General features: G+C 73.7%; 24 protein-coding genes. 14 read left to right on the top strand and 10 right to left on the bottom strand.

The genetic code is table 11. The features are described 5' to 3' along the window. Positions 1–35: 35 nt before the first annotated feature. Entirely contained in the window at positions 36–725 is a 690-nt protein-coding gene (gene eda / locus AC069R_RS06215; protein ID WP_478764960.1) for a bifunctional 4-hydroxy-2-oxoglutarate aldolase/2-dehydro-3-deoxy-phosphogluconate aldolase, read from the top strand. On the opposite strand, the gene AC069R_RS06210 is transcribed toward eda, so the two are convergent. The 3 genes from AC069R_RS06210 to AC069R_RS06200 are packed head-to-tail and all read right to left on the bottom strand — an operon-like array spanning position 711 to position 3,528. After that, positions 711–1,919, bottom strand: a complete 1,209-nt coding sequence (locus AC069R_RS06210) for a bifunctional RNase H/acid phosphatase (protein WP_478764958.1) — start codon at positions 1,917–1,919, stop codon at positions 711–713. The two genes, eda and AC069R_RS06210, sit on opposite strands and share 15 nt — an antisense overlap. A 12-nt stretch (positions 1,920–1,931) precedes the next feature. Then, the gene (locus AC069R_RS06205) at positions 1,932–2,675 is read right to left on the bottom strand and encodes a zinc ribbon domain-containing protein (RefSeq protein ID WP_478765289.1); all 744 of its coding nucleotides are present in this window, start codon (positions 2,673–2,675) and stop codon (positions 1,932–1,934) included. A 13-nt stretch (positions 2,676–2,688) separates the two neighbouring features. Further along, positions 2,689–3,528, bottom strand: coding sequence for a Nif3-like dinuclear metal center hexameric protein (locus AC069R_RS06200; RefSeq protein ID WP_478764956.1), 840 nt, complete (start codon positions 3,526–3,528; stop codon positions 2,689–2,691). A gap of 186 nt (positions 3,529–3,714) precedes the next feature. Here AC069R_RS06200 and AC069R_RS06195 point away from each other — a divergent pair, with 186 nt between their 5' ends. Both AC069R_RS06195 and AC069R_RS06190 read left to right on the top strand, forming a co-directional pair. After that, positions 3,715–5,013: a hypothetical protein gene (locus tag AC069R_RS06195; RefSeq protein ID WP_478764955.1), complete on the top strand. Its 1,299-nt coding sequence runs from the start codon at positions 3,715–3,717 to the stop codon at positions 5,011–5,013. A gap of 96 nt (positions 5,014–5,109) precedes the next feature. Then, positions 5,110–5,268: a hypothetical protein gene (locus tag AC069R_RS06190; protein WP_478764954.1), complete on the top strand. Its 159-nt coding sequence runs from the start codon at positions 5,110–5,112 to the stop codon at positions 5,266–5,268. A gap of 61 nt (positions 5,269–5,329) precedes the next feature. On the opposite strand, the gene AC069R_RS06185 is transcribed toward AC069R_RS06190, so the two are convergent. Next, positions 5,330–6,190, bottom strand: a complete 861-nt coding sequence (locus AC069R_RS06185; protein WP_478764952.1) for a MaoC/PaaZ C-terminal domain-containing protein — start codon at positions 6,188–6,190, stop codon at positions 5,330–5,332. 212 nt (positions 6,191–6,402) lie between these two features. Here AC069R_RS06185 and AC069R_RS06180 point away from each other — a divergent pair, with 212 nt between their 5' ends. Genes AC069R_RS06180 through AC069R_RS06165 form a run of 4 tightly spaced genes read left to right on the top strand, consistent with a single transcriptional unit; the run spans position 6,403 to position 10,105 of the window. After that, positions 6,403–7,425, top strand: coding sequence for an ABC transporter ATP-binding protein (locus tag AC069R_RS06180; protein WP_478764950.1), 1,023 nt, complete (start codon positions 6,403–6,405; stop codon positions 7,423–7,425). Continuing rightward, complete coding sequence (locus AC069R_RS06175) at positions 7,425–8,141, top strand: ABC transporter permease (protein ID WP_478764949.1); 717 nt, start codon at positions 7,425–7,427, stop codon at positions 8,139–8,141. The genes AC069R_RS06180 and AC069R_RS06175 overlap by 1 nt, the downstream gene beginning before the upstream one ends. Before the next feature lie 17 nt (positions 8,142–8,158). Further along, a complete protein-coding gene (locus AC069R_RS06170) occupies positions 8,159–9,454 on the top strand; it encodes a sensor histidine kinase (RefSeq protein WP_478764947.1) in 1,296 nt (431 codons plus the stop codon). Between the two features lie 24 nt (positions 9,455–9,478). Then, positions 9,479–10,105, top strand: a complete 627-nt coding sequence (locus AC069R_RS06165) for a response regulator (RefSeq protein WP_478764945.1) — start codon at positions 9,479–9,481, stop codon at positions 10,103–10,105. A 327-nt stretch (positions 10,106–10,432) separates the two neighbouring features. Here AC069R_RS06165 and AC069R_RS06160 read toward each other — a convergent pair whose 3' ends face one another. After that, complete coding sequence (locus tag AC069R_RS06160; RefSeq protein ID WP_478764943.1) at positions 10,433–11,863, bottom strand: MFS transporter; 1,431 nt, start codon at positions 11,861–11,863, stop codon at positions 10,433–10,435. Between the two features lie 222 nt (positions 11,864–12,085). On the opposite strand from AC069R_RS06160, the gene AC069R_RS06155 reads away from it, so the two are divergent. The 5 genes from AC069R_RS06155 to AC069R_RS06135 all read left to right on the top strand — a co-directional run bounded on the left by AC069R_RS06155 (position 12,086) and on the right by AC069R_RS06135 (position 17,152). Beyond that, positions 12,086–13,831 carry an MFS transporter gene (locus tag AC069R_RS06155; RefSeq protein ID WP_478764942.1) on the top strand — a complete coding sequence of 582 codons (1,746 nt, stop codon included), beginning with the start codon at positions 12,086–12,088 and terminating at the stop codon, positions 13,829–13,831. Positions 13,832–13,919: 88 nt separating this feature from the next. After that, the gene (locus AC069R_RS06150; RefSeq protein WP_478765288.1) at positions 13,920–14,573 is read left to right on the top strand and encodes a class I SAM-dependent methyltransferase; all 654 of its coding nucleotides are present in this window, start codon (positions 13,920–13,922) and stop codon (positions 14,571–14,573) included. 22 nt (positions 14,574–14,595) lie between these two features. Next, the gene (locus tag AC069R_RS06145) at positions 14,596–15,498 is read left to right on the top strand and encodes an N-acetylmuramoyl-L-alanine amidase (RefSeq protein ID WP_478764940.1); all 903 of its coding nucleotides are present in this window, start codon (positions 14,596–14,598) and stop codon (positions 15,496–15,498) included. Between the two features lie 147 nt (positions 15,499–15,645). Beyond that, positions 15,646–16,176 carry a hypothetical protein gene (locus tag AC069R_RS06140; protein ID WP_478764939.1) on the top strand — a complete coding sequence of 177 codons (531 nt, stop codon included), beginning with the start codon at positions 15,646–15,648 and terminating at the stop codon, positions 16,174–16,176. A gap of 184 nt (positions 16,177–16,360) precedes the next feature. After that, positions 16,361–17,152 carry a hypothetical protein gene (locus tag AC069R_RS06135; protein ID WP_478764938.1) on the top strand — a complete coding sequence of 264 codons (792 nt, stop codon included), beginning with the start codon at positions 16,361–16,363 and terminating at the stop codon, positions 17,150–17,152. Positions 17,153–17,250: 98 nt separating this feature from the next. Here AC069R_RS06135 and AC069R_RS06130 read toward each other — a convergent pair whose 3' ends face one another. From AC069R_RS06130 to AC069R_RS06115, 4 genes are all read right to left on the bottom strand, one after another. Then, a complete protein-coding gene (locus AC069R_RS06130; protein WP_478764936.1) occupies positions 17,251–17,838 on the bottom strand; it encodes a hypothetical protein in 588 nt (195 codons plus the stop codon). A gap of 110 nt (positions 17,839–17,948) precedes the next feature. Then, entirely contained in the window at positions 17,949–19,016 is a 1,068-nt protein-coding gene (locus AC069R_RS06125; protein ID WP_478764934.1) for a prenyltransferase/squalene oxidase repeat-containing protein, read from the bottom strand. Next, positions 19,013–19,759 carry a class I SAM-dependent methyltransferase gene (locus tag AC069R_RS06120; protein WP_478764932.1) on the bottom strand — a complete coding sequence of 249 codons (747 nt, stop codon included), beginning with the start codon at positions 19,757–19,759 and terminating at the stop codon, positions 19,013–19,015. Before AC069R_RS06120 ends, AC069R_RS06125 begins: the two co-directional genes overlap by 4 nt. Further along, the gene (locus tag AC069R_RS06115; protein ID WP_478764931.1) at positions 19,753–21,189 is read right to left on the bottom strand and encodes a glycosyltransferase family 4 protein; all 1,437 of its coding nucleotides are present in this window, start codon (positions 21,187–21,189) and stop codon (positions 19,753–19,755) included. Before AC069R_RS06115 ends, AC069R_RS06120 begins: the two co-directional genes overlap by 7 nt. Before the next feature lie 220 nt (positions 21,190–21,409). Between AC069R_RS06115 and AC069R_RS06110 the strand changes: the two genes are divergently transcribed. Further along, entirely contained in the window at positions 21,410–22,060 is a 651-nt protein-coding gene (locus AC069R_RS06110) for a TetR family transcriptional regulator (RefSeq protein ID WP_478764930.1), read from the top strand. A gap of 41 nt (positions 22,061–22,101) precedes the next feature. Beyond that, on the top strand, positions 22,102–22,548 hold the full coding sequence (locus AC069R_RS06105; RefSeq protein ID WP_478764928.1) for a nuclear transport factor 2 family protein: 447 nt from the start codon (positions 22,102–22,104) through the stop codon (positions 22,546–22,548). On the opposite strand, the gene AC069R_RS06100 is transcribed toward AC069R_RS06105, so the two are convergent. After that, positions 22,532–23,938 carry an NAD(P)/FAD-dependent oxidoreductase gene (locus AC069R_RS06100; protein ID WP_478764926.1) on the bottom strand — a complete coding sequence of 469 codons (1,407 nt, stop codon included), beginning with the start codon at positions 23,936–23,938 and terminating at the stop codon, positions 22,532–22,534. The genes AC069R_RS06105 and AC069R_RS06100 overlap by 17 nt on opposite strands. Between the last annotated feature and the right edge of the window lies 1 nt (position 23,939).

The following is a 23,939-nucleotide window of genomic DNA, read 5'->3' as shown; positions in this document are numbered from 1 at the left end:
TTGCGGAGGGTGTGGCGGCTCGGGACGATGAGGGCATGATCCCGCCCGAGCCCATGCCGTTGCCGCCACCGCCACCGTCGCCGCCGCCGGTCGACTCCGTGCTCGATCTCGCGCCCGTCGTACCGGTGCTCGTGCTCCCGGACGCCTCCACCGCCGTACCGCTCGCGCGGGCGCTGGTGCGCGGGGGGTTGCGAGCGGTCGAGGTGACGCTCCGTACGCCTGACGCGCTGGAGGCGGTCCGGGCGATCGCGGAGCAGGTGCCCGAGGCCGTGGTCGGGGCGGGGACGGTGATCACACCGGGGCAGGTCGCGGAGTGCGTCGCGGCCGGGGCGCGGTTTCTCGTCAGTCCCGGTTGGACGGAGGGGCTGCTGGCGGCGATGCGGGGGTGCGGGGTGCCGTTCCTGCCGGGGGTGTCGACGGCGTCGGAGGTCGTGGCGCTGCTGGAGCGCGGGGTGCGGGAGATGAAGTTCTTCCCGGCGCAGGCCGCGGGCGGTACGGCGTATCTGCGGTCGCTGGCCGGGCCGTTGCCGCAGGCGCGGTTCTGTCCGACCGGCGGGATCGGGCCCGCGAACGCGGCGGAGTATTTGGCCCTGCCCAACGTCGGCTGTGTGGGCGGGAGTTGGATGGTGCCGGCGGACGCGGTGGCGGCCGGGGACTGGGCGCGGATCGAGACGCTCGCGCGGGCGGCGGCGGGGCTGCGGGGGCCGGCGTCAGCGCAGGTGTGAGGTGTCGTTGAAGAGGCGGACGCTCGCGTTGCCGTCGGCGTAGTACGCCACGGCGGACAGGGAGGCGGCCGAGAGTTCCATCCGGAACAGGGACTCGGGCGGGGCGCCGAGGGCGAGGCGGACGAGGGTCTTGATCGGGGTGACGTGGGTGACGAGCAGGACGGTGCGGCCCGCGTGGGCGGTGACCAGCTCGTCCTTCGTGACGGCAATACGGGCGGCGACCTCGGCGAAGCTCTCGCCGCCGCCCGTGGGGCGGGCGGCGGGGTCGGCGAGCCAGGCGTTCAGGTCGTCCGGGTAGCGGTCGCGGACCTCGCCGAAGGTCAGGCCCTCCCAGGCGCCGAAGTCCGTTTCGCGCAGGCCGTCTTCGAGGACGACGTCCAGGTTCAGGCGCGCGGCGACGATCTCGGCGGTCTCGCGGGTGCGGGCGAGGGGGGAGGCGAGGATGGCCTGGACGGTGCCGCGGCTCGCCAGGGCGGCGGCGACGCGGTGGGCCTGTTCGCGGCCGGCGTCGGACAGGGGCGGGTTGGTGCCGCCGCTGCCCGAGAAGCGCTTCTGGGGGGTCAGGGGGGTCTCGCCGTGCCGGAGGAGGACGAGGGTGGCGGGGTCGCCGAGGTCGGGGGCGGCGGACCAGCCACGGGCCGCGTGCTGCTCCGGGCCCGAGCTACGGAAGTGCTGCCGGCCGGGGGCTTCGGGGCGCTGCTCGCTGTGCGGTGCCGCTGCGGCGGCCGTAGCAGCCGTACCAGCCTCCAGCTCCGCCGCCGACTCCCCCGCGCTCCACTGCTCCCCCCGCGCCCCCGCGTCCATCGCCTCGTTGGCCAGGCGGTCGGCGTGCTTGTTCTCGGCGCGGGGGATCCACTCGTACGTCACGCGGTCCGGCGGGAAGACGTTCCGGGCCTGAGTCGCCCATGGCTTCAGCGAGGGGTGTTTGATCTTCCAGCGGCCGGCCATCTGCTCGACGACCAGCTTGGAGTCCATGCGGACGCGGACGGTGGCGGCGGGGTCCAGGGTGTGGGCGGCGCGCAGGCCGGCCAGCAGACCGCGGTACTCGGCGACGTTGTTGGTGGCGATACCGATGTATTCGGCGGCCTCCAGCAGCGTCTGACCCGTCGCCGCGTCGCGGACCACCGCGCCGTAGCCCGCGGGGCCGGGGTTGCCCCGCGAGCCGCCGTCCGCCTCGACGATGAACTCCCGCACGCCGTAAGCCCCCTACAGCCCGGACTCGGCCGTACGCACCAGGATCCGGCGGCAGTTCTCGCAGCGCAGCACGGTGTCGGGGGCGGCCGAGCGGACCTCGTTCAGCTCGGTGATGGCCAGCTCCTGGCGGCAGCCCTGGCAGGTGCGGGCGTACAGCTTGGCCGCGCCGATGCCGCCCTGCTGCTCGCGCAGCTTGTCGTACAGCTTGAGCAGGTCCGCCGGGACGGAGGCCGCGACGACCTCGCGCTCCTTGGTGACGGACGCGGCCTCGCGATCGATCTCCTCGAACGCGGCGTCCCGGCGGCCGGTCGCGTCGTCGATCTTCGACTGGACGGAGGCGACCCGCTCGGTCAGCTCGTTCACCCGCTCCTGCGCGGACTCGCGGCGCTCCATGACCTCCAGGACGACGTCCTCCAGGTCGCCCTGCCGCTTGGCGAGCGAGGCGATCTCGTGCTGGAGGTTGGCCAGGTCCTTCGGCGAGCTGACCGCGCCGGAGTCCAGGCGCTGCTGGTCGCGGGCAGCGCGCTGGCGCACCTGGTCGACGTCCTGCTCGGCCTTGGTCTGCTCGCGGGCGGTGTCGCTCTCCTCGGTCTGCGCGGCCACGAGCAGGTCGCGCAGCTGGGTGAGGTCCTTGTTCAGCGTCTCGATCTCGGCGTGCTCGGGCAGCGACCTCCGCTTGTGCGCGAGCTGCTGCAAGCGGACGTCGAGGGCCTGGATGTCGAGGAGACGGATCTGGTCGGCGGGCGCGGCGTTCAGTTGGGGGCTCCCATTAACTAGTGGTGACGGAGGACGCCGCGTGGGCGGTCCAGGGGTCGGTGACCGTCTTGGAGACATGGACCCGCAGGTCCCAGCCGTGACGGTCGGAGATCTCGTCGAGCTGGCCTGCGGCCTGTTCGCACCAGGGCCACTCGGTGGCCCAGTGCGCCGCGTCGAGCAGCGCGAGCGGGGACTGCGCGACGGCCTCGGAGGCCGGGTGGTGGCGCAGGTCGGCGGTGAGGAAGGCGTCCACACCGGCCGCGCGCACCTGGTCGAAGAGGCTGTCGCCGGAGCCGCCGCTGACCGCGAGGGTGCGGATGACGGCCTCGGGGTCGCCGGCCACCCGGATGCCCTGCGCGGTGGCGGGCAGCCGCTCGGCGGCGCGTGCGGCCAGTTCCCGCAGGGTGAGCGGGTGGTCGAGTTCGCATACCCGGCCGAGGCCCCGCCGCCCGTTCGGATCGGTGGGGTCCGGCACGAGGGGCCGTACGACACGGACGCCGAGCGCGCCCGCGAGGGCGTCGGAGACGCCCGGATCGGCGGTGTCGGCGTTGGTGTGGGCGACGTGCAGCGCGATGTCGTTCTTGATCAGGGTGTGCACGATCCGGCCCTTGAAGTGCGCGGCCGCGACCGTGGTGGTGCCGCGCAGATAGAGCGGGTGGTGGGTGACCAGCAGGTCGGCGCCGAGCCGCACGGCCTCGTCGACGATCTCCTGGACGGGGTCGACGGCGAACAGGACTCGGGTGACCTCCTGGTCGGGGTCGCCCACGACCGTGCCGACCGCGTCCCAGGACTCGGCCCGCTCGGCGGGCCACAGGTTCTCCAGCGCGGCGATGACTTCAGACAGACGGGGCACGGGAAAAGGCTACCTGGCTGTTCGCCGGGGCCGTACCGCGTCCGCCCCGCCCGGCCGCCCGCAGCACAGTCATGCCCGCTTCCTCAGAGGAATCGCTTCTGCGCCACCCGTATGTGTGAAGCGGGGGTCGGCCCCCCGCACGGCCGTGCGTTCAAAACTAGCTTCGTCGCCGGAGGTGACCGAACGATGACGGTCTGTGCCATCGATTCCCCGTCCGCCGGTACGGACGACCGCTCCCCGGAGCGCGGTTGCGTGCTCACGGCGGACGGCGCGTACGCCGCGCGGCTCGCGCGGAACGGTGACTCCTGGTTCCCGGAGCGCTGGACGCTGGACGGCCCGGAGCCGTACGCGGTGCCGCTGCCCGGCAACCAGCCCGAGGAGCCCGGCACCGAGCTCCAGCCGCTGGCCGACGGGCGGGTCCTGATCCACCGGCGGGCGGGGGTACGGCACCTCTTCGCGCTGCTGTACCCGACCGGGCCCGGCACCGGGGAGCTGCCGCTGGGCGCCATGGAGTGCGCCGGGCCCGGTGTCCGGCTCGGGCTACTGCCCCCGGCGCCGGGTGGCGCGCGGGCGTACGCCGTCACGGTCGGCCCCCGCGGCAGCGCGGTGTGGCAGGTGGCCGGCGGACCGGGCGGGCCCGAACGGCTGGTGGAGGTGCCGGGGCGCTGTTCGGGCGGGGTCTGGCTGGACCGCGCCGGGCGGCTGCTGGCGCTGGACCGGGAGCTGGAGGGGTGCGTCAAGACGGTCGTGGTGGACCTGGAGCGGGGCGAGGTGACGCCGCTGCTCCAGATCGCGCCGGGCAGCGACGACCGGCTGCTCATGGCCGACCCGGACAGCGGGCTGCTGCTGATCTCCTCCGACGCGCCCTCGCCGGGCCGGCCTCGTCTGGGCTGGGGCGTCCTCGGCTCGACGCTGCCGGTGCGCTTCCCGACCTCGCTGCGGCTGCCGGAGTGCACGGCGGTGCCGTTCGCGATCCAGCCGGGGCAGGTGCTGGAGCCGGAGAGCTGCGGAGTGGCGCTGCGCATCGAAGGTCCGGTGGGCACCTGGGTGGGCGTCTGGCGGCCGGCCGAGCGGCGGGTACGGCATGTCGCCGCGCCCAAGGGCTGGTTGGCCGGGGCGGGGCTGTGGACCGCGGAGGGGGTGCTGCGGCTGCCGTATTCCACCCGCGAGACACCGTGCGGAGTGGCCGAGCTGCGGGCACCGGCGGCCGAGCCGCGCACGGAGGCGGGGGGCGGGGGCGGCACGGCCTGCGGTACGGGCGGGACCGATGCGGCCTCCGGTGTGGGCAGGACCGGTGCGGCCTCCGGGGCGGCCTCCGGCGCGGGCTGGGCCGGCGCGGACCGCGGTGCGCGTGAGGCCGGCACGGCCTGCGGGGCACCCGGCGAGGAGATCGCCGAGGCGGCCGATCCGGGCTCCGCGGAGCCGGCGCCGCCGCGCCCGGTGCCCTTGGCGCAGGCGCCTCTGGGACGTCTTGTAACGAACTAGTGCCGGTTGGCGGGTGCGCCTGGATTCGGCCCGTGGTGTGCCGGTTACACTCCTCCGGCTGTACGAAAGATGATGTTGACGGGGTGAATACGTCCGATGAGCGACACCAGCACGACGCAGCAGCTGTCTGCCGACTCTCTGGAGAACGCCGGCCACGGCCGGCACCGCGGCCCGGTCTCGGCCACGGAGACCGACGCGTCTCCGCACGGCCGGCACCGCAAGACCGCCGAGGAGACCACCGAGGCGGCTGCCTGAAGGTAGCGAGGACAGGAGGGGGCACCCGGCGGGTGCCCCCTCCTGTCGTGTCGGCACCGGTTCAGGAGTGCGCCACGACGGTGTCCGCGAGCACGGGCGCGTCGCCCCGTTCGGCGGCGGTGACGGCGACCCGCAGCCGGCCCGCTTCCCCGCGCCAGACGCGGATGCGCAGGCTCTCGCCCGGAAAGACGACGCCCGCGAACCGGGCGGTGTACGAGCGCACCCGGCCCACGTCGCCGTCGAGGAGGGTGTCGACCACGGCCTTGAGCGTCATGCCGTAGGTACACAGCCCGTGCAGGACGGGCCGGTCGAACCCGGCGAGCCTGGCGAACTCGGGGTCGGCGTGCAGGGGGTTGAGGTCGCCGCAGAGGCGGTAGAGGAGGGCCTGGTCGGGACGGGTCGGACGCTCGACGGTACGGTCCGGCTCGCCGCCCGGTTCCGGCAGCCGGGCCGAGGGGCCCCGGTCGCCGCCCCAGCCGCCCTCGCCGCGCACGAAGATCCGCGCGTCATCCGTCCACAACGGGCCCTCGGCGTCGGCCACTTCGGTGCGCAGCACCAGCACGGCGGCCGTGCCCTTGTCGTACACGGCCGTGATGCGGGAGGTGGCCGTGGCGTGGCCCTCGACCGGGATGGGCCGGTGCACGCGCAGGGCCTGTCCGCCGTGCAGCACCCTGGCCAGATCGACGTCCACGCCCGGCATGGACAGCCCGCCGGTCACACCGGGCTTGCCCGCGCCCGCGACGGTGGCGAAGCTCGGCAGCACCCGCAGCCGGTCCTCCAGCGTGTAGCGCAGCTCGCCGGGGTCGGTGGCGGGGCGGCCCGCGCCGATGCCCAGGTGGTAGAGCTGGACGTCCCTGGCACTCCAGGCGATCCCGACCGAGCGGGGCGCGGCGGCGAGGGCCTTGGCTGCGTCGATGGGCATGGGGCTCCTCACAGGTCCTCGGGCTGGAACGCGTTTCAGCCCGCCGCCCCTTTGTATAGCCAGGCCCTCCGCTTTGCATAGCCAGGCCCTCCGCGGTTGTGAAGCCACCTGACGAGGCGTCAATTCATGGGCGGACCCGTGACATTTGTCCTGCCCGAGTCGGTACAGGCGCGTCTACCGGTGCGGTGGGCCCGGCTCGTACCGTCGCAGGCATGACACAGAGGGACGAGGACACCGCCACCGCCGTGTCCTTCACGGGGGCGGTCCGCACGTTCGGGTCCGTGCGCGCCGTGGACGGGGTGGACCTGAGGATCGGGCACGGCGAGACCGTGGCCCTGCTGGGCCGCAACGGCGCCGGCAAGTCGACCACCATCGGGATGCTGCTGGGCCTGTACCCGCCGGACGCCGGCCGGGTGGAGCTGTTCGGGACCGGGCCAAAGCGCGCGGTGCGGGCCGGCCGGGTGGGCGCGATGCTCCAGGACGCCCGGCCGGTGCCCCGGATCACCGTGGCCGAGCTGGTCGGCTTCGTGGCCTCGCGCTATCCGGCGCCGATGCCGGTGGCGCGGGCCCTGGAGCTGGCCGGGATCGCCGCGCTGGCCGGACGCCGGGTGGACCGGCTGTCCGGTGGGCAGGTGCAGCGGGTGCGGTTCGCGGTGGCGCTGGCCGGCGATCCCTCGCTGCTGGTCCTGGACGAGCCGACGGCGGCGCTGGACGTGGAGGCGCGGCACGCTTTCTGGGAGTCGATGCGGGGGTACGCCCGGCGCGGGCACACCGTGCTGTTCTCCACCCACTATCTGGAGGAGGCGGACGCCTTCGCCGACCGGATCGTGGTCATGGACCGGGGGCGGATCGTCGCGGACGGCACCGGCGAGGAGCTGCGGCGGGCCGCGGGCGGCAGCCTGGTCTCCGTGGACCTCGGGGGCCGGGCCCCGGACGGCCTCGCCCTGCTGCCCGGCGTCCGCTCCCTGGAGGTGGCCGGCGACCGGGTGCGGCTGCGCACGGACGACTCCGACGCGACGGTGATCGCGCTGGCCCGACTGGGCGCGATCCGGCGCCTGGAGGTGGCTCCGGCGTCGCTGGACGACGCGTTCCTGGCCCTCACCTCGCCGGCGGCCTCGGGACACCACCCCAGCGGCACGGGCGACCGCGCGACCGACCACGACGCGCCCGCACCCGCACCCGCACCCGCACCCGCACCCGCACCCGCGGGCACACTCACCGCGAAGGCCCTGTGATGCTCACCTACGTCCGGCTGGAGATCCGCCGTACCCTGCGCGACACGGGATTCGTGATCGGCGGGATCGCGATGCCCGTCATGATGTACCTGCTGTTCACCAACCTCGGTCAGAACAGCGGCACTTGGCGGACCGCGGCGATGGTCGGCATGGCCGCGTACGGCGCCGTCGGCTCCGCCCTGAACACCGGTGGCGCGGTCGCCGAGGACCGTGCGGTGGGCTGGCTGCGGCAGCTGCGGGTGACGCCGATGACCCCGCGCGAGGTGGTGGCGGGGCGGACGCTGACCGGGGTGGTGACCGTGCTGCCCGCCATCGTCGCCGTACTGGCGGCGGGCGGACTGGTCGACGGGGTGCGGCTCGCGGTGTGGCAGTGGGCGGCGATCGCGCTGCTGCTGTGGCTGGGCTCGGTGCCGTTCACGCTGCTGGGCCTCGGCAACGGGTACCGGCTGACCGGTCCCGCCACGGGCGTGGCCAACATGGCGTGCAATCTGGGCCTTGCCGTGGTGGGCGGGCTGTGGTTCCCGACCAGCCTGTTCCCCGGCTGGCTGCGGTCGGTCTCGGGCTACACGCCCGGCAACCGGTTCGCCGAGCTGGGCGGGGCGATCGCCGAGGGGCATGCCCCCGGTGCCGGTGCGATCATCGTGCTGACGGGCTGGCTGCTGGTCTTCGGATCGTACGCCGTGCTGTCGTACCGCCGTGCGGCGGGAACCGTCTGACCAGGGGGAACGAAGAGATGTCGGCGTGGCGGAAGATACGGTGCCAGGTGCGGGCCTGGCAGGCGGCGCGGCTGGAGTGGAAGGCGCGGCTGGACCGCTGGAAGGCGGAGAACGAGCGGTTCAAGGCCGACGCGCGCGCCGCCCGGAAACGGGGTGAGGCACCGGCCGTCAGCGATCCCGGACCGCCGCCCACCGGCTTCGCGCTGCTGCCCTGGCTGCTGCTGGGGATGGGCGCCTTCTCCAACCTGCTCCAGGGGAAGACCCCGAACCCGCTGATCGGCGGCCTCGGCCTGTTCGTCTTCAACTCCCTGTACGTCTACATCACGTTCCGCTCCTTCGACCGGGCCAAGCGCGAGGAGCCGCGCACACGGGTGGCGCTGCTGCTGATGGCCCTGCTGACCACGGGCCTGGCGGTCGGCTACGGCGGCAACTGGCTGGCGTTCTTCCCGCTGCTGGGCCTGGCCGCGGGCGCCGCCCTGCGCGGCCCGTGGCTGGGCCGCTCGGCCATCCTGCTTGCGGTCTACGCGGCCGCGCTCTCCGGGGTGCGCGGCGACTGGTCGGACGCGACGAACGTCGGGTACGCCACCTTCCTGTCCACCATGGTGACCGCCGCGATCCTCGGACTGTCCGAGGCCGTACGGGAGTTGCGCGCCGCCCGTGAGGAACTGGCCCGGCGCGCGGTGGAGAAGGAGCGGCTGCGCTTCTCCCGCGACCTGCACGACCTGCTCGGGCACACCCTGTCGGTGATCGTGGTGAAGTCGGAGGCGGCCCGGCGGCTGGCACCGCGCGACCTGGACGCGGCGCTGGGTCAGATCGCGGACATCGAGTCGGTGGGCCGGCAGGCGCTGACCGAGATCCGCGAGGCGGTCACCGGCTACCGCGAGGGCAGCCTGGCGACGGAGCTGGTCCGGGCCCGCTCGGCCCTGCTGGCGGCGAGCGTCGAGCCGGTCTTCCGCCAGTCCGGCACCCCCCTCGAACCGCGGACGGAGGCCCTGCTGGGCTGGGTGGTCCGCGAGGCGGTCACCAATGTGATCCGGCACAGCGACGCGAGCCGCTGCGAGATCGCCGTGACCAGCGCCGCGGAACGCGTCCGGCTGACGGTCACCGACGACGGCTCCGGCGCCCCGGTGAGCCGCCCCGCGCAGGGCATCGGCGGCACCGGCCTCACGGGCCTCACCGAACGCCTGGCCGCCGCGGGCGGCTCCCTCACGGCCGGCCCGGCTCCCCGCGGCGGCTTCACGGTGACGGCGGAACTCCCGCTGGCCGACGGGGAACTCGCCTCGGTGGGGGCGCGGCCGCCCGGCGCGGGCTGAGCGGGGCGGCCGTACGCTGAGCCCATGGACGAGACACCTCGGGAGGCGATCCGGGTTCTGCTCGCCGAGGACCAGGGCATGATGCGCGGCGCGCTCGCCCTGCTGCTCGGGATGGAGGCGGACATCGAGGTCGTGGCGCAGGTGGCCGCGGGGGACGCGATCGTGGCCGAGGTGCTCCGGCACGAGCCGGATGTGGCGCTGCTGGACATCGAGATGCCCGGAATGAGCGGGCTGGACGCGGCGGAGGAGCTGCGGACGCGGGCGCCGGGCTGCCGGGTGCTGATCCTGACGACCTTCGGGCGGCCGGGGTATCTGCGGCGGGCCCTGGAGGCCGGGGCGGCCGGGTTCCTGGTCAAGGACGGGCCGGTGGAGGAGCTGGCGGCGGCGATCCGGCGGGTGCTGGCCGGGGAGACCGTGGTCGATCCGGCGCTGGCGACGGCCGCGCTCAGCGCCGGGCCGAACCCGCTCACCCAGCGCGAGCGCGAGGTGCTGAACGCGTCCGTGGACGGGGCGACCGTCGCCGATGTCGCGGGCCGGCTGCACCTGTCCGAGTCCACCGTGCGCAACTACCTCTCCTCGGCCATCGGCAAGACCGGCACCCGCAACCGCACGGAGGCGGTACGGGAGGCCCGTCAGCAGGGGTGGCTGTGAGCCCGTGACCGGGAGCGCCGGCCGGGGCCGACCAGGCGGCGGCTGTGGTGGCGGGGCCGGCCGCGGGAGTGGCGCGACCGCGGTGGCGGAACCGGCCGCGGTGGCGGGACCGACCGCGGCAGCGGCGGCACGACGGGCCACCGCAGTGCCGGACCGGCCACGGCAGTAGCGGCCGGACCGACGGACGAGACGGTCAGGAGACCGACGGCCGGGGCGGACCCGGAACCGGCGGCCAGGGCGGTCCCGGAACCTGCGGCGGCCAGGGCGGACCCGGAACCTGCGGTCGGGGCCGTCGCGGGACCGGCGTTGGGGATGGCCGCCGCGCGGTCACTTCTGCGGCAGGTGGCGTGGCAGCCACAGCAGCATCAGCAGGGCGCCGCCCAGCAGGACCGCCGTGGAGGCGCGGAAGGCCAGTGCGTAGCCGTCGGTCAGGGCCTGCGGGCCGGTGCCGGTGCCCGTGCCGGTGGCGGCGATGGTGGACATCACCGCGAGGCCGAGCGAACCGCCCATCGTGCGCGAGGTGTTGATGAGCCCCGAGACCACCCCGGCCTCGTGGTGCGCCGCCCCCGATGTGGCGAGCGCGGCCAGCGGGGTCATCGCCAGGCCGCCGCCCAGCATCATCAGGATGCCGGGGCACATGATCGCGGTGACGTACGCCTCGTGCGCGCTCATCGTGGACTGCCAGGCGAACCCGCCCGCGGCGATCAGCGTGCCCACCACCGCCACGCCGCGCGGCCCCGCCGTCCGCATCAGCCGGGGCGCCACCTTGGAGCCGATGATCACGGCCAGCGAGCTGGGCACCAGCGCGGCGCCCGCCTCCAGCGGGGAGTAGCCGAGCACGTTCTGCGCGTACAGCGTCATGAAGTACCACATGCAGAACATCGCCGAGCCGGACAGCAGCATCGCCGCGTTCGCCGAGGCCACCGGGCGCCTGCGCAGCAGTCCGAGCGGCATCAGCGGGGCCGGTGTGCGCGCCTCGGCCAGCAGGAACAGGGCGAGCAGCAGCACCCCGGCGGCCAGCGGCAGGAGGCTGGCCGGGGCGGTCCAGCCCTTCTCCTGGGTGCGCGAGATGCCGTACGCCAGCGTGCCCAGTCCTCCGGTGACCAGCAGCGCGCCGGGCAGGTCGAGGCGGCGGCCGTCCCCGGCGCGGCTCTCCACCAGCCAGCGCAGCGAGCCGGCCAGGACGACCGCGCCGACCGGCACGTTGATCAGCAGCACCCACCGCCAGGACAGCACGTCGACCAGGACGCCGCCGACGAGTCCGCCCGCGGCGCCGCCGCCCGCGCCGACCGCGGCCCAGGTGGCGATGGCCCGCGCGCGGGCGGCGCCCTCCGGGACGGCGGCGGTCAACAGGGTGAGCGTGGAGGGCGCGAGGACGGCCGCGCCGAGCCCCTGCACCGCGCGGGCGAGCAGCAGTTGCCAGCCCTCCTGGGCGAGGCCGCCGCCCAGCGAGGCCAGGGTGAACAGGCCGAGGCCGACGAGGAACATCCGCTTGCGGCCGTACAGGTCGCCGGCCCGGCCGCCGAGGAGCATGAACCCGGCGAAGGCGATCGCGTACGCGTTCACCACCCATTGCAGGCCGGACGCGCTGAGGCCGAGGTCGGTGCGCATGGAGGGCAGTGCGACGTTCACCACGGAGACGTCCAGTACCACCAGGAACTGCCCGGCGCAGGCCAGGGCCACCACCAGCCAGGTCGGGGGTGTCGTACGGCGGGATATGAGGGGCGGGGTGTCGGCGGTCTCCAGCATGGATGTCATGGTCCCAGGCCGGTTGCGGTCCTTGCATCGGCATTTCGGACCAGGGGGTCCTACCCCGCGCGGACTACGTCCCCCGGCCCGTCCCGATCCCATCCGGTTGTCTGACGGGTATTCAGAAGCCAATAGGATGGTCAAATAATCATTAGAGGCCCGAAGCAACGGAATAGTTGCTTGTGCATACGAGGTTTACCCGGCACTTATGTCTACGGGAGGCCGCACTCAATGACCCACACGACGACCGACGAACCGCGGCGCGAGGCGAGCGGGGCCGTCGTCCCGGTGCTCGCGTTCGCGGGCATCGTGGTCGCGGTGATGCAGACCCTGCTCGTGCCGGTCATCAAAGACCTGCCGCAACTGCTGCACACCGCGCCCAGCAACGCCAACTGGGTGCTCACCTCGACCCTGTTGTCCGGCGCCGTCGCCACCCCGATCATGGGCCGGCTCGGCGACCTGTACGGCAAGCGGCGCATGCTGATCGCCAGCCTCGCCGTGATGGTGATCGGCGCGCTGGTCAGCGCGCTCACCAGCCAGCTGCTCGTCATGATCGCCGGCCGTACCCTCCAGGGCTTCGCGATGGGCGCGATCCCCCTCGGCATCGGCCTGATGCGGGACATGCTGCCGCGCGAACGCCTCGGCTCCGCCATGGCCCTGATGAGCTCCTCCATAGGCGTGGGCGGTGGCCTCGCCCTGCCCGCCGCCGCGCTGGTCGCCCAGCACACGGACTGGCACGCGCTGTTCTACGGCGCCGCCGGCCTCGGCGTCCTCGCCATCGCCCTGACCCTGCTCACCGTCCCCGAGTCCCCGATGCGCGCGGCGGGCTCCTTCGACCTGCCCGGCGCGCTCGGGCTGTCCGCCGGTCTGGTGCTGCTCCTGCTGCCCATCACCAAGGGCAGCGACTGGGGCTGGTCCTCGGCGACCACCCTCGGCCTGTTCGGCGCGGCCGTCGCCGTGCTGCTGCTGTGGGGCCTGTACGAGCTGCGCGCCAAGGCGCCGCTGGTCGACCTGCGCACCACCGCGCGCCCCGCGGTCCTCTTCACCAACCTGGCGTCGATCATGGTCGGCGTCGCGTTCTACGTCGTCTCGCTCGTCCTGCCCCAACTGCTCCAGCTTCCGCGGGCCACGGGCTACGGGCTCGGCCAGTCGATGGTCGTCGCCGGTCTGTGCGTGGCGCCGCTGGGCCTGACCATGATGTTCACGGCGCCGGTGTACGCCCGCCTGTCCGCCCGCTACGGCCCCAGGACCACGCTCATCATCGGCCTGCTGATCATCGCGCTCGGCTACGGCGGCGGGCTGGGCCTGATGCAGGCGGCCTGGGAGACGATCCTCACGTCCGTGATCCTCGGCGCGGGCATCGGGCTCGCGTACTCCTCGCTGCCCGCCCTGATCGTCGGCGCGGTGCCGGCGTCGGAGACCGGCGCGGCGAACGGGCTCAACACGCTGATGCGGTCCATCGGTACGTCGGTGTCGAGCGCCGTCGTCGGGATGGTGCTCGCCAACACGGCGCACACCGTGGGGGGTGTGGCGATCCCGACCATGCACGGGTTCCGGGTGTCCTTCCTCATCGCGACGGGGGCGGTGGCGGCGGGCCTGGTGCTCGCCCTGTTCCTGCCGAGGGCGGGCCGCCCGGTGCGGGAGCTGCGGCTGCGGGCCGGCAGCGCGGAGGACGACGCCGTGCTGGAGGCGGCGGAGGAGGTGCTGCGGGGGTTCCGCGGGCGGGTTCTGGACGCGAGCGGTGTTCCGGTCGCCCGTGCCAAGGTGACGCTGATCGACCGGCGGGGCCGGCAGGCGGGGACGGCCGTCTCCGACGAGGACGGCCGGTACGAGCTGGTGGTGCCGGCGCAGGGGGCGTACGTCCTCGCCGCGAGGGCGTTCGGGCACGGGCCGCTCGCTTCGGCCGCGACGCACTCCGGGAAGGAGGGGGCGGTCGAGGTGGACCTGGCCCTGCCGGGTGAGACGGTGAGTTTGTAGCGCCTTGAGGGGCGCCCCCGTGACCCCCCTTGAAGAGGTGTACGGCAGCATGGGGCGCACACGCTGCCGTACGACCGAAAGGGCGCCCATGCCGGTCCTCGCCCCCCAGCCCGAGATTCTCGCCGCGTTCGAGGCGGCCAAGGGGTTCATGCCCGTGGACGAGGGGCTGGCGCTGTACGCGGCGGCGGTGGAGGCGGGGGCGCTGGGGCTGCCCCTGCTGGAGGTGGGCACGTACTGCGGGCGGTCGACCCTGCTGGTGGCCGACGCGGCGCGGGCGGCGGGGGTGACCGCGCTGACCGTGGACCACCACCGGGGCAGCGAGGAGCAGCAGCCGGGCTGGGACTACCACGACCCGGAGACCGTGGACCCCGAGGTCGGCCTGATGGACACGCTGCCCGCCTTCCGGCGCACGCTGTTCCGGGCGGGTCTCGAAGATCACGTGATCGCGCTGGTCGGGCGGTCGCCGCAGGTCGCGGCCGTGTGGGGCAGCCCGCTGGGGTTCGTGTTCATCGACGGCGGCCACACCGACGAGCACGCCAACGCCGACTACGAGGGCTGGGCCCCGCACCTCGCCGACGGCGGGCTGCTCGTCATCCACGACGTGTTCCCGGAGCCCGCGGACGAGTTCACCGGCCAGGCCCCCTACCGGGTGTACCTGCGCGCCCTCGGCTCCGGAGCGTTCACCGAGGTGGCGGTCACCGGTTCGCTGCGGGTGCTGCGGCGCACGGGGGCGGGGATCTGAGGTCCCGGTTAGAGTCGCTGACGTGTCCTACACCGGTCCGCAGTCCGAACCCCCGCAGCCGCGCCGTCCCCGGCGGGGGCCGCTTGTCGTCACGCTCGCCGCGCTGCTGGCCGGGGGGCTCATCGGGTGGGGCGTGTACGAGGTGACGGGTGACGGGGGTCCGGCGGATGCCGGGGCCCCGGCGACACCGGCCGCGCGTACCTCGCCGTCCGCCGCCGCCTCCCCCCGTGCCGACGGCAAGGCCGCCGCCCCGCTCGCGGGCAAGGTCGTCGTCATCGATCCGGGGCACAACACCGGCAACTTCCGGCACACCGCCGAGATCAACCGCCAGGTGGACGTCGGCAACGGCCGCAAGGAGTGCGACACCACCGGCACGGCCACGAACGACGGGTACCCGGAGGCCCGGTTCACGCTCGATGTGGCGCACCGGCTGCGCGCGTTGCTGGAGCGGCAGGGGGCCACCGTGCGGCTGACCCATGACGAGAAGGGCCCGGACTGGGGGCCGTGCGTGGACGAGCGGGCGCGGATCGGCAACGAGGCGCACGCGGACGCGGCGATCTCGATCCACGCCGACGGGGCGCCGGCGGGCGACCGGGGCTTCCATGTGATCCTGCCGGGGACCGTGCACGCGGGCGCCGCCGACACCCGGCCGATCACCGGGCCCTCGCGTGAGCTGGGCGAGCGCGTCGCGGCGGACTTCCGCCGGGTGACCGGTGAGCCGCCGTCCAACTACATCGGCCACGGCACCGCGCTCGATACCCGCACCGACCTCGGCGGTCTCAATCTGTCAACGGTTCCCAAGGTGTTCATCGAGTGCGGCAACATGCGCGACGCCCAGGACGCGGCGCTGCTGACCAGCGGCTCCTGGCGACAGAAGGCCGCGCAGGGGTTGTCTGAGGGAATCGTGGAATTCCTGAATAAGTAGGCCGGTGAAGCGGGTTACCGGAGCCTCAGCCGGGCATGCTCAGTTTTCCCTCAACCACGTTGCGGCACTCCCCCTTTCCATGGTCAACTTGCGTTGACCAAAGCGAGGCTCACATGGAGTCTTCGCTGTTGTACCAAGGGGGATCCCATGGACTTTCGAAATGCCCGTAGCGGCGCGCTGGTAGCCGCACTGACCATGAGCTGCGTCGGCGTGACCTTCGCAGCTCAGGCACATGCCGCACCTCTCCACACGCCCACGCACCGCGCCGTGACGGCCAAGGCATCGAGCGGTTGGCTCGCCGAGCGGCTGATCAACGTCCGGTCGATCGGGACTTCTTGCGGAAAGACGCCCATCGCCGAGGCGTCCGGGCGAGGCAAGATGACGCTCCGCATCGACCAGACCCGGTCCATCAGCACCTCTTTGTCGGCGAACATCGGCGTTTCCAAAGGTGTCATCAGCGCGGGCGTCGGCTGGGACGTGACGAAATCACGCAGCATCACGGTGAGTGGCGCGAAGGAAGTTCCCAGCGGTAAGTACGGAACCCTGAAGGCCTACGCGAAATACTCCGGAAAGAAGTTCGACGTCCAGGGAAGCAACGGGGGCACCTGGATGACCGTCGGCATCAACAAGACGGCGTACGAACCGATCGGCGTCTGCTTCAAGTACAGCCAGCGGTAGCGGCGCGGCGCTGAGCTCGGGTCCGTCGTGAGGGAGCTGCCCCGGTGCGCCCCGACGCATGGGGTCTCTGAGGGAATCGTGAGATTCCCGCGCGAGTCCTGACCGGGGCCGTGACCGGCCGGACAGCCGGATCTTGCGGGCGGTAGTGTCTACCGACGACGAGACGACTCACGAAGGACCTGAAGTGAACATCCGCTCCCTCACTAGAGGCGACGGCGTGGTGATCGGAGCAGCGGTGTTGCTGTTCATCGCGTCGTTCCTCGATCTCTACTCCTACTCGGCCGCCGGATACTCGGGCAGCCAGAGCGTGTGGGACAACCTCGGGACGGGCCTCGGCACGTACATGGGGGCCGTCATCGGTGCCGCGCTGATCGTGCTCAACCGCTGCCTGCCGCAGCAGCGCAAGGTGCTGGGCCTGGATCTCGGCGCGGTGGGCACGGCATTCACGATCCTCTCGGCCTGGACTCTGTTCTGGACGCTGGTGGACGTGCCGACCGGGTTCGACGCGAGCGCCGGGCTCGTGCTCGGGTTCATCGCCGCGCTGGTGCTCGCCGGCGCCGCCATCGCCACCCCGCTGGTCCCGGCGCTCCAGGGCGCGCTGCTCCCGGCCCCCAAGCCGGTCGCCCCGGCGCCCTACGGCGCCCAGCCGCCCGCCGGTTACGGCTATCCGGGCGCCCCGCAGCAGCCGTACGGCGCCCAGCCGCAGCAGGGCCAGCCGTACGGTCAGCAGCAGCCGGCGCCCGCGCAGGGTGCCGCGCCGCAGCAGGCCGCTCCGGGGGACTTCTCGCCGTTCTGGTTCGCGGTGCCGGTGACCCGTCCGCTGTTCGCGGAGGACGGCTCGCCCACCCCGATCGCCGAACTGGCGCCGGGTACCTGGTACTTGGCGGTCGAGCAGCGCGGTGCCGCGCTGGTCGCGCAGACCCAGGACGGCCGTCGCGGTGTGCTCCAGGACACCTCGGGCATCCAGCGCGGCTGAACAGCATCACCAGGCGTACGGCCCCTCGCCCTTGCGGGCGGGGGGCCGTTGCCGTACAGCCGCCTTCCGGCTGTGAGCTGACGACCAGTCAGGGGCGCTCAGTGGCCGCCGCTGCGGAGCTGGGCCGCCGACGGCACCTTGTTCTGGACCGGGGCGCCCGCGCTCTTCCCGGCGTCCTTCACGTGGTTGATGACGTTGTTGAAGTCGCCGGCCGCGCCGGTGTCACCGTGGCGCAGCTTGGCCGGCAGGTCCTTCAGGTTCTCGATGCTCTTGCTCAGCGGCGCGAGGGCCTTGGAGAGCAGCGGGTCGCCCTTGGCGTTGCGCTCGGCGGCCTTCAGCCGGTTGTAGGTGAACAGACCGGCGACACCGGCCTTCACCAGGGCCAGCCTGCGCCCGTGGGCACCCTTCTTGAACTTGCCCGCCTTCCACGGCTTGTAGATCCACTCGTAGGTGGCACCGGCCGCGAGGCCCGCGTTCGCCACGAACCTGGTCTTCGCGAACCGCTGTTTCTCGGCGGAGGTGGTGGGGCTTGGCGCGGCCGCGGGCTGGTTCAGGGCCGCGGCGGTGACGTTCGCCTTGCTGTCGTGGCGGGCGCCGGCGCTGCTGTTTCCGCAGGCCGTCACACCGGCCACCAGGGCGCAGCACAGAGTCAGCGCCACGCACAGACGCCGTATCGGTACAGGCACGAGGTCCTCCCGACGTGTCTTTCCGAGTGGGGAGCTTCCTTCTCCACCGTTACTCCGCCTCCGCGGTTACGCCACTCGGGGGACACGCCGGGGGAACGTGCCGGGTCGGCTCAGCAGCAGTCCGGGTCCAGGCCCGCCGGGAGATGCGCCCCGCCGAAGACCGCGCAGGTGGCCTCGTGTCCGCCGAGCGCGGCGACCGCGAGCAGCAGGGAACCGGCGGTCCAGGTGGTCAGTTCGCGCGGCCATATCGCGTCGTCGTCGAAGACGTAACCCGTCCAGTACAGGCCGGACTCGGCGTCCCGCAGGTGCTGGACGGACTTCAGGATCTCCAGGGCCCGGTCCGACTCCCCCACCGCCCACAGCGCGAGCGCCAGTTCGCAGGACTCGCCGCCGGTCACCCAGGGATTGGGCACGACACAGCGCACCCCGAGGCCCGGTACGACGAACCGGTCCCAGGACGCGGCTATCCGTGCCGCGGCCTCCGCGCCGGTCAGGGCGCCGCCGAGGACCGGGTAGTACCAGTCCATCGAGTAGCGGTCCTTGTCCAGGAACCGCTCCGGGTGCCTGCGGATCGCGTGCCGCAGCGCACCGGCCGCCAACTCCCAGTCGGGCTGGGCCTCTTCGCGCTGCTCGGCGATGGCGAGCGCGCAGCGCAGCGCGTGGTGGACGGAGGAGCTGCCGGTGAGCAGGGCGTCCGCGGTGGGCGCCCCGTCGTCCTCGCGCCGCCAGCCGATCTGCCCGCCGGGCTGCTGGAGCCCGAGCACCCACTCCATGGCCGCGTAGACGCAGGGCCACATGCGGTCCAGGAACGTGTCGTCGCCCGTGGACAGGTAGTGGTGCCAGACGCCGACGGCCGGGTACGCCACGAAGTTGGACTCGCGGGCGCGGTCGGTGACCTCGTCGTGGGCGCCGTCCGCGTAGGCCGCGTACCAGGAGCCGTCCTCGTTCTGGTGCCGGGCGAGCCACAGGTAGGCACGCTCGGCGGCCTCGTGCTCACCGGCCGCGTCCAGGGCCATCGCGGCCTCGGTGTGGTCCCACGGGTCCAGGTGGTGGCCCCGGAACCACGGGATCGCGCCGTCCTCCCGCTGCACCGCGAGGATGCCGCGTACGGTCGCGGCGGCCTGTTCCGCGGTGAGGACTCCGGGCAGGACGAGGTGTTCTGTCCGGGGGGTGGTCACTGGGCGGCCGCCTCCCCGGCGAGCCGGGGCAGGTGGGGCTTGGTCGCGTAGACCACGAAGCTCTTGCCCATCACAGGGTTGAGCGCCCGCTCGGCGAGCCGGGTGGCCAGCGGCTTCTTCATGATGTCCCAGACCAGGAGCTTGTGGTACGCGCGCACGGGCAGCGCCTTGTCGTTGTCGACGCCGAAGGCGCACTTCAGCCACCAGTAGGGGGCGTGCAGGGCGTGCGCGTGGTGGCTGCCGTACGGCTTCAGGCCGGCCTCGCGGACCCTGGCCACCAGTTCGTCCGCCTTGTAGATGCGGATGTGGCCGCCCTCGACCTCGTGGTAGGCGTCGGACAGCGCCCAGCAGACCTTCTCCGGGCCGTAGCGGGGCACGGTGATCGCGATCCGGCCGCCGGGGCGCAGCACGCGCACCATCTCGGCGAGGACGCCCTTGTCGTCGGGGATGTGCTCCATCACCTCGGAGATGATCACCACGTCGAAGGAGTCGTCCGGGAAGGGCAGCGCCAGCGCGTCGCCCTCCAGCGCGGTCGCGGTGGCGCCCTCGGGGGCCTCGCCGGCCTCCTCCATCGCCGCGAACCACTTGGTGACCTCGCGGATTTCCTCCGCGTTCTGGTCGAGGGCCACGACGCGGGCGCCGCGCCGGTAGCACTCGAACGCGTGCCGGCCGGCTCCGCAGCCGAGGTCCAGGACGCGGTCTCCCGGAGCGATGGGGAACCGGGAGAAGTCGACGGTCAGCACGTGGCCCTGCTTTCGGGATAGACGCTGGTGTCACTCGGGGAGGCCGTGGAGACGGCGGCGACGGGAGCGGCCGGGGGGCGGCCGGGTGCCTGGGGCGCCGGGCGGCGGGCGGCCGCGGTGGCGGCGCCGGAGGAGCGGGCGATGGCCTCCCGGTACCGCGCCACCGTGCCCTGTGCCGCGCGGGCCCAGGTGAAGTTGGCCAGGACCCGCTCGCGGCCCGCCGCGCCGAGCCGGGCGCGCAGCCCGGCGTCGCCCAGCAGCCGGCCGAGCCCGGCGGCCAGCGCCCCCGCGTCGCCGGGCGGCACCGCGAGGCAGGTCTCGCCGTCGCGGCCCGCGACCTCGGGGATGGCGCCGCCGGTCGTGGCGAGCAGCGGTGTCCCGGTGGCCATGGCCTCCGCGGCGGGCAGCGAGAACCCCTCGTACAGCGAGGGCACGCAGGCGACCTCGGCGGAGCGGATCAGGTCGACCAGTTCGGCGTCCGAGATGCCCTTGACGAACTCGACGGCGCCGTCCAGGCCGTACCGTTCGATCGCCTGGGCGACCGGCCCCTCGGCGGGGCGCTTGCCGACGACGACGAGGTGCGCGGCCGGGTGCTCGGTGCGCACCTTGGCCAGCGCCTCCACGAGGAACACCAGCCCCTTGAGCGGCACATCGGCGCTGGAGGTGGTGACGATCCGCCCCGGCACCTCGGGCACCGCGGGGTCCGGTGCGAACAGGTCGGTGTCGGCGCCGATGTGCACCACGTGGATGCGGTCCTGCCGCACCCCGAGGTGGTCCACGATCTCCTGCCGGGAGGTGCCGGAGACGGTGAGCACCGAGGGCAGCCGGCGCGCGACCCGCTTCTGCATGCGGGTGAAGGCGTACCAGCGGCGCACCGAGTACCGGCGCTGCCAGCCGTCGGCCGCGTCCAGTTCGAGCTGCCGGTCCACGGTGATGGGGTGGTGGATGGTGGTGACCAGCGGCGCGCCGATGTCGCCGAGGAGGCCGTAGCCGAGGGTCTGGTTGTCGTGCACGACGTCGAAGTCGCCGCGCCGGGCCCGCAGCATCCGGCGGGCGCGCAGCGAGAAGGTGAGCGGCTCGGGGAAGCCGCCGGTCCACATCGTGCCCACTTCGAGGGCGTCGATCCAGTCCCGGTACTCGTCGCGGCCGGGGGTGCGGAAGGGGTCGGGCTGGCGGTAGAGATCGAGGCTCGGCAGCTCGGTCAGGGTGAGTGCGGGGTAGCCCTCGTCGAGCACGGGGTAGGGCTGGGAGCCGATGACCTCGACGCGGTGTCCGAGGCGGGCCAGTTCGCGCGAGAGGTGCCGTACGTAGACGCCCTGCCCGCCGCAGAACGGGTTCCCTTTGTAGGTGAGGAGCGCGATGTCGAGCGGTCGCTCCCCGTCGGCGGCGAAGTCCTCACGGGCACCCGCTTGCCGGGCCTCGGCGGTCACTCTGTGCCCCCTTCTGCCTGCACTGTCCCGCGAGACTACGACGGGACGCTAATCTAGAACAAGTTTCAGACTTGATCGTTCAAGAGCCTCTGAATCTACCGGCAGGTAGGGGTGCTGTGAGCAGTGGATCAGGTGATCCGCGCCACGGCGCGCGGCCCTGCCGTACCGTCCGATCACGTGCCCTGCCGACGCCCTCACCGATTGTCACGGAACGGGACCCATGCCTGCGGAAGCCAGTACGTCGCGCACTCCCCCGCCGGCCCTCACGGAGCGTCAGGAGGCCCGCCGCCGCCGGATCCTCCAGGCGAGCGCGCGGCTGGCGGGGCGGGGCGGCTTCGACGCGGTGCAGATGCGCGAGGTGGCCGAGTCCTCCCGGGTGGCCCTGGGCACGCTGTACCGCTACTTCCCGTCCAAGGTGCATCTGCTGGTGGCCACGATGCAGGACCAGTTGGAGCGGATGCACGGCACCCTGCGCCGCCGGCCGCCCGCCGGGGACACCGCCGCCGAGCGGGTCGCCGAGACCCTGATGCGGGCCTTCCGGGCGCTCCAGCGCGAGCCGCACCTGGCCGACGCGATGGTCCGCTCGCTGACCTTCGCGGACCGCAGTGTCAGCCCCGAGGTGGACCAGGTCTCCCGGCAGACCACGGCGATCATCCTGGACGCGATGGGCCTGGAAGGCGATCCGACCCCGGAGCAGCTCTCCGCCGTCCGGGTCATCGAGCACACCTGGCACTCGGCCCTCGTCACCTGGCTCTCCGGCCGGGCCTCGATCGCCCAGGTGAAGATCGACATCGAGACCGCCTGCCGCCTGATCGACCTGCCCGCACCGGCGGCCGGCCGTGACCGGCCCGCAGGGCGGCGGCCCCGGTAATTCCCTTGGCGGCACGCGAGCTCGGGCTGGTACACAGGGCCATGGACCCCGTGCAGCGGCTGCTCGCCGAGCGCGCCTGTGAGCGCCTGATCCTGGAGTTCGTCCACCGCCTCGACCTCGGTGAACCGGCCACGGTGGCCGAGCTGTTCACCGAGGACGGCAGCTGGGAGTGGCCCCCGCCGGGAGACGGGCGCGCGGTGCGGGGCCGGGCGGCGCTCGGGGAGTACTTCGGCGCCCGGCCCGCGGACCGGCTCTCCCGCCGGCTGATGTCCAACGTCCTGGTCACGGTGGCCTCCGCGGAGACGGCGACGGCGGTGTCGTACTTCTCCACCCACCGCGTCGACGGCCACACCGGCGGCCTGGTGCCCGCCGGGCCGCCGGTCCAGGTGGGGCACTACGAGGACCGGTTCCGCCGGGTCGGCGGGCGCTGGCTGCTCGCCTCCCGCGTGCTCCACCTGCCCTTCGGCGGGCCTACGCCCAGGGTGTGAGGCCGGCCAGGAAGTCCCGCTCGGCGGGGGTCAGCGGCGGGCCCGCGAGGGCGGGCAGCGGCGGCCCGGTCAGGGCGTGCAGGAGGGCGTCGGGGCGGAAGAGGCGGCCGGGCGGGGTGCCGAGGGTGGTGACGTCCCAGAGGGCGGCGGCCGCGGCGTAGGAGCCGGTGGCCGCGCGGTTCAGCCGCCGGGAGTAGGCGGCGGTCAGCCGGTCCACGGGCGTGGCGCGGCCGCCCTCCACCCCCGGATACAGGACATCGGTGCTGACGGCCGCCGTCCACGCCCCCTGCGCCGCGCGGGCCACCGCCCGCTGCACCCGCCGGGCCAGCCCCGGCGCCTCGACGCCGTGCTCCCGCACCGCCCGCGCGAGGGCGCGGGCGCCGAACGCGGCGGCCGACATGCCCTGCCCGTAGATCGGGTTGAAGGTGGCCGCCGCGTCCCCGATCGCGACCAGCCGCTCCGGCCACAGGCGCGCCTTCTCTAGGTACCGGCGGGAGTTGCTGGTGCTGCGGCTGACGTGCACCGGGCCGAGCGGCTCGGCGGCCTCGATCAGCCGGCCCACCAGGGGGCTCGGCAGATCCAGCGCGTACGCGACGAAGGCGTCCGGGTCCTTCGGTGGCTCGCTGCCCCGCATCCCGCCGAGGCTCACCATCCACTGGCCGTCCTCGATCGGCACGATCATGCCGCTGCGTCCGGGCCGCCCGCTCCAGGGGTCGGCCTGCACCAGGGTCATCGGCCAGTCGGGGGCGGCGGGCGGGGTGCGGTAGACGCGAGTGGCGTTGGCGAGGCCGCTGTCGATGTGCCGCTCGCGGATGCCGTGCACGCCGAGGACGTCGAGCCAGGGCAGCAGCCGGGTGCCCCGGCCGCTCGCGTCCACCACCCAGTCGGCGTCCAGGTCCTCGGGCGCGGTGCCGTCGGCCCCGGCCAGCCGTACGCCGGTCACCCGGCGGGCGCTGCCGCGCAGCCCGCTCACCCGGCCGCGGCGCACGCTGACGTTGGGGTTGGTGTCCAGCACCGCCCGGCGCACACCCCACTCCAGCAGCGGTCTGCTCGCGGTCATGGTGACGAAGGTGCGGTGCCGCCAGCGCCGGAACCAGCCGACCGGGGCGAGGGTCAGCAGGTCCGAGCTGAGCGCCGTCTGTCTGGCCCCGGCCGCCACCAGCCGCCCTCGCAGGTCCGCCCCCGGCAGCAGCTCCTCCATCACCGCCAGGCCGCCGGGCATCAGCAGATGGGCGTGCCGGGACTGGGGCACCCCCCTGCGGTGCTCGGGCCCCTCGGGCAGCTCGTCGTGGTCGAGTACGACGACCTCGGCCACGGCGGGTGCGAGCGCCGCGGCGGCGAGCAGACCGGCCGGTCCGGCCCCGATGACAACGGCTGTTCGTGCGTTCACG

The organism is Streptomyces sp. NPDC043952 (genome assembly GCF_056435325.1).
This window is presented reverse-complemented; position numbering and strand designations above follow the sequence as displayed.

Excerpts from the sequence above, each read along its gene's own strand:
- eda (WP_478764960.1), top strand. The coding sequence starts at position 36 with ATGATCCCGCCCGAGCCCATGCCGTTGCCGCCACCGCCACCGTCGCCG.
- AC069R_RS06195 (WP_478764955.1), top strand. The coding sequence starts at position 3,715 with ATGACGGTCTGTGCCATCGATTCCCCGTCCGCCGGTACGGACGACCGC.
- AC069R_RS06190 (WP_478764954.1), top strand. The coding sequence starts at position 5,110 with ATGAGCGACACCAGCACGACGCAGCAGCTGTCTGCCGACTCTCTGGAG.
- AC069R_RS06185 (WP_478764952.1), bottom strand. The coding sequence starts at position 6,190 with ATGCCCATCGACGCAGCCAAGGCCCTCGCCGCCGCGCCCCGCTCGGTC.
- AC069R_RS06180 (WP_478764950.1), top strand. The coding sequence starts at position 6,403 with ATGACACAGAGGGACGAGGACACCGCCACCGCCGTGTCCTTCACGGGG.
- AC069R_RS06175 (WP_478764949.1), top strand. The coding sequence starts at position 7,425 with ATGCTCACCTACGTCCGGCTGGAGATCCGCCGTACCCTGCGCGACACG.
- AC069R_RS06170 (WP_478764947.1), top strand. The coding sequence starts at position 8,159 with ATGTCGGCGTGGCGGAAGATACGGTGCCAGGTGCGGGCCTGGCAGGCG.
- AC069R_RS06165 (WP_478764945.1), top strand. The coding sequence starts at position 9,479 with ATGGACGAGACACCTCGGGAGGCGATCCGGGTTCTGCTCGCCGAGGAC.
- AC069R_RS06160 (WP_478764943.1), bottom strand. The coding sequence starts at position 11,863 with ATGACATCCATGCTGGAGACCGCCGACACCCCGCCCCTCATATCCCGC.
- AC069R_RS06155 (WP_478764942.1), top strand. The coding sequence starts at position 12,086 with ATGACCCACACGACGACCGACGAACCGCGGCGCGAGGCGAGCGGGGCC.
- AC069R_RS06150 (WP_478765288.1), top strand. The coding sequence starts at position 13,920 with ATGCCGGTCCTCGCCCCCCAGCCCGAGATTCTCGCCGCGTTCGAGGCG.
- AC069R_RS06140 (WP_478764939.1), top strand. The coding sequence starts at position 15,646 with ATGGACTTTCGAAATGCCCGTAGCGGCGCGCTGGTAGCCGCACTGACC.
- AC069R_RS06110 (WP_478764930.1), top strand. The coding sequence starts at position 21,410 with ATGCCTGCGGAAGCCAGTACGTCGCGCACTCCCCCGCCGGCCCTCACG.
- AC069R_RS06105 (WP_478764928.1), top strand. The coding sequence starts at position 22,102 with ATGGACCCCGTGCAGCGGCTGCTCGCCGAGCGCGCCTGTGAGCGCCTG.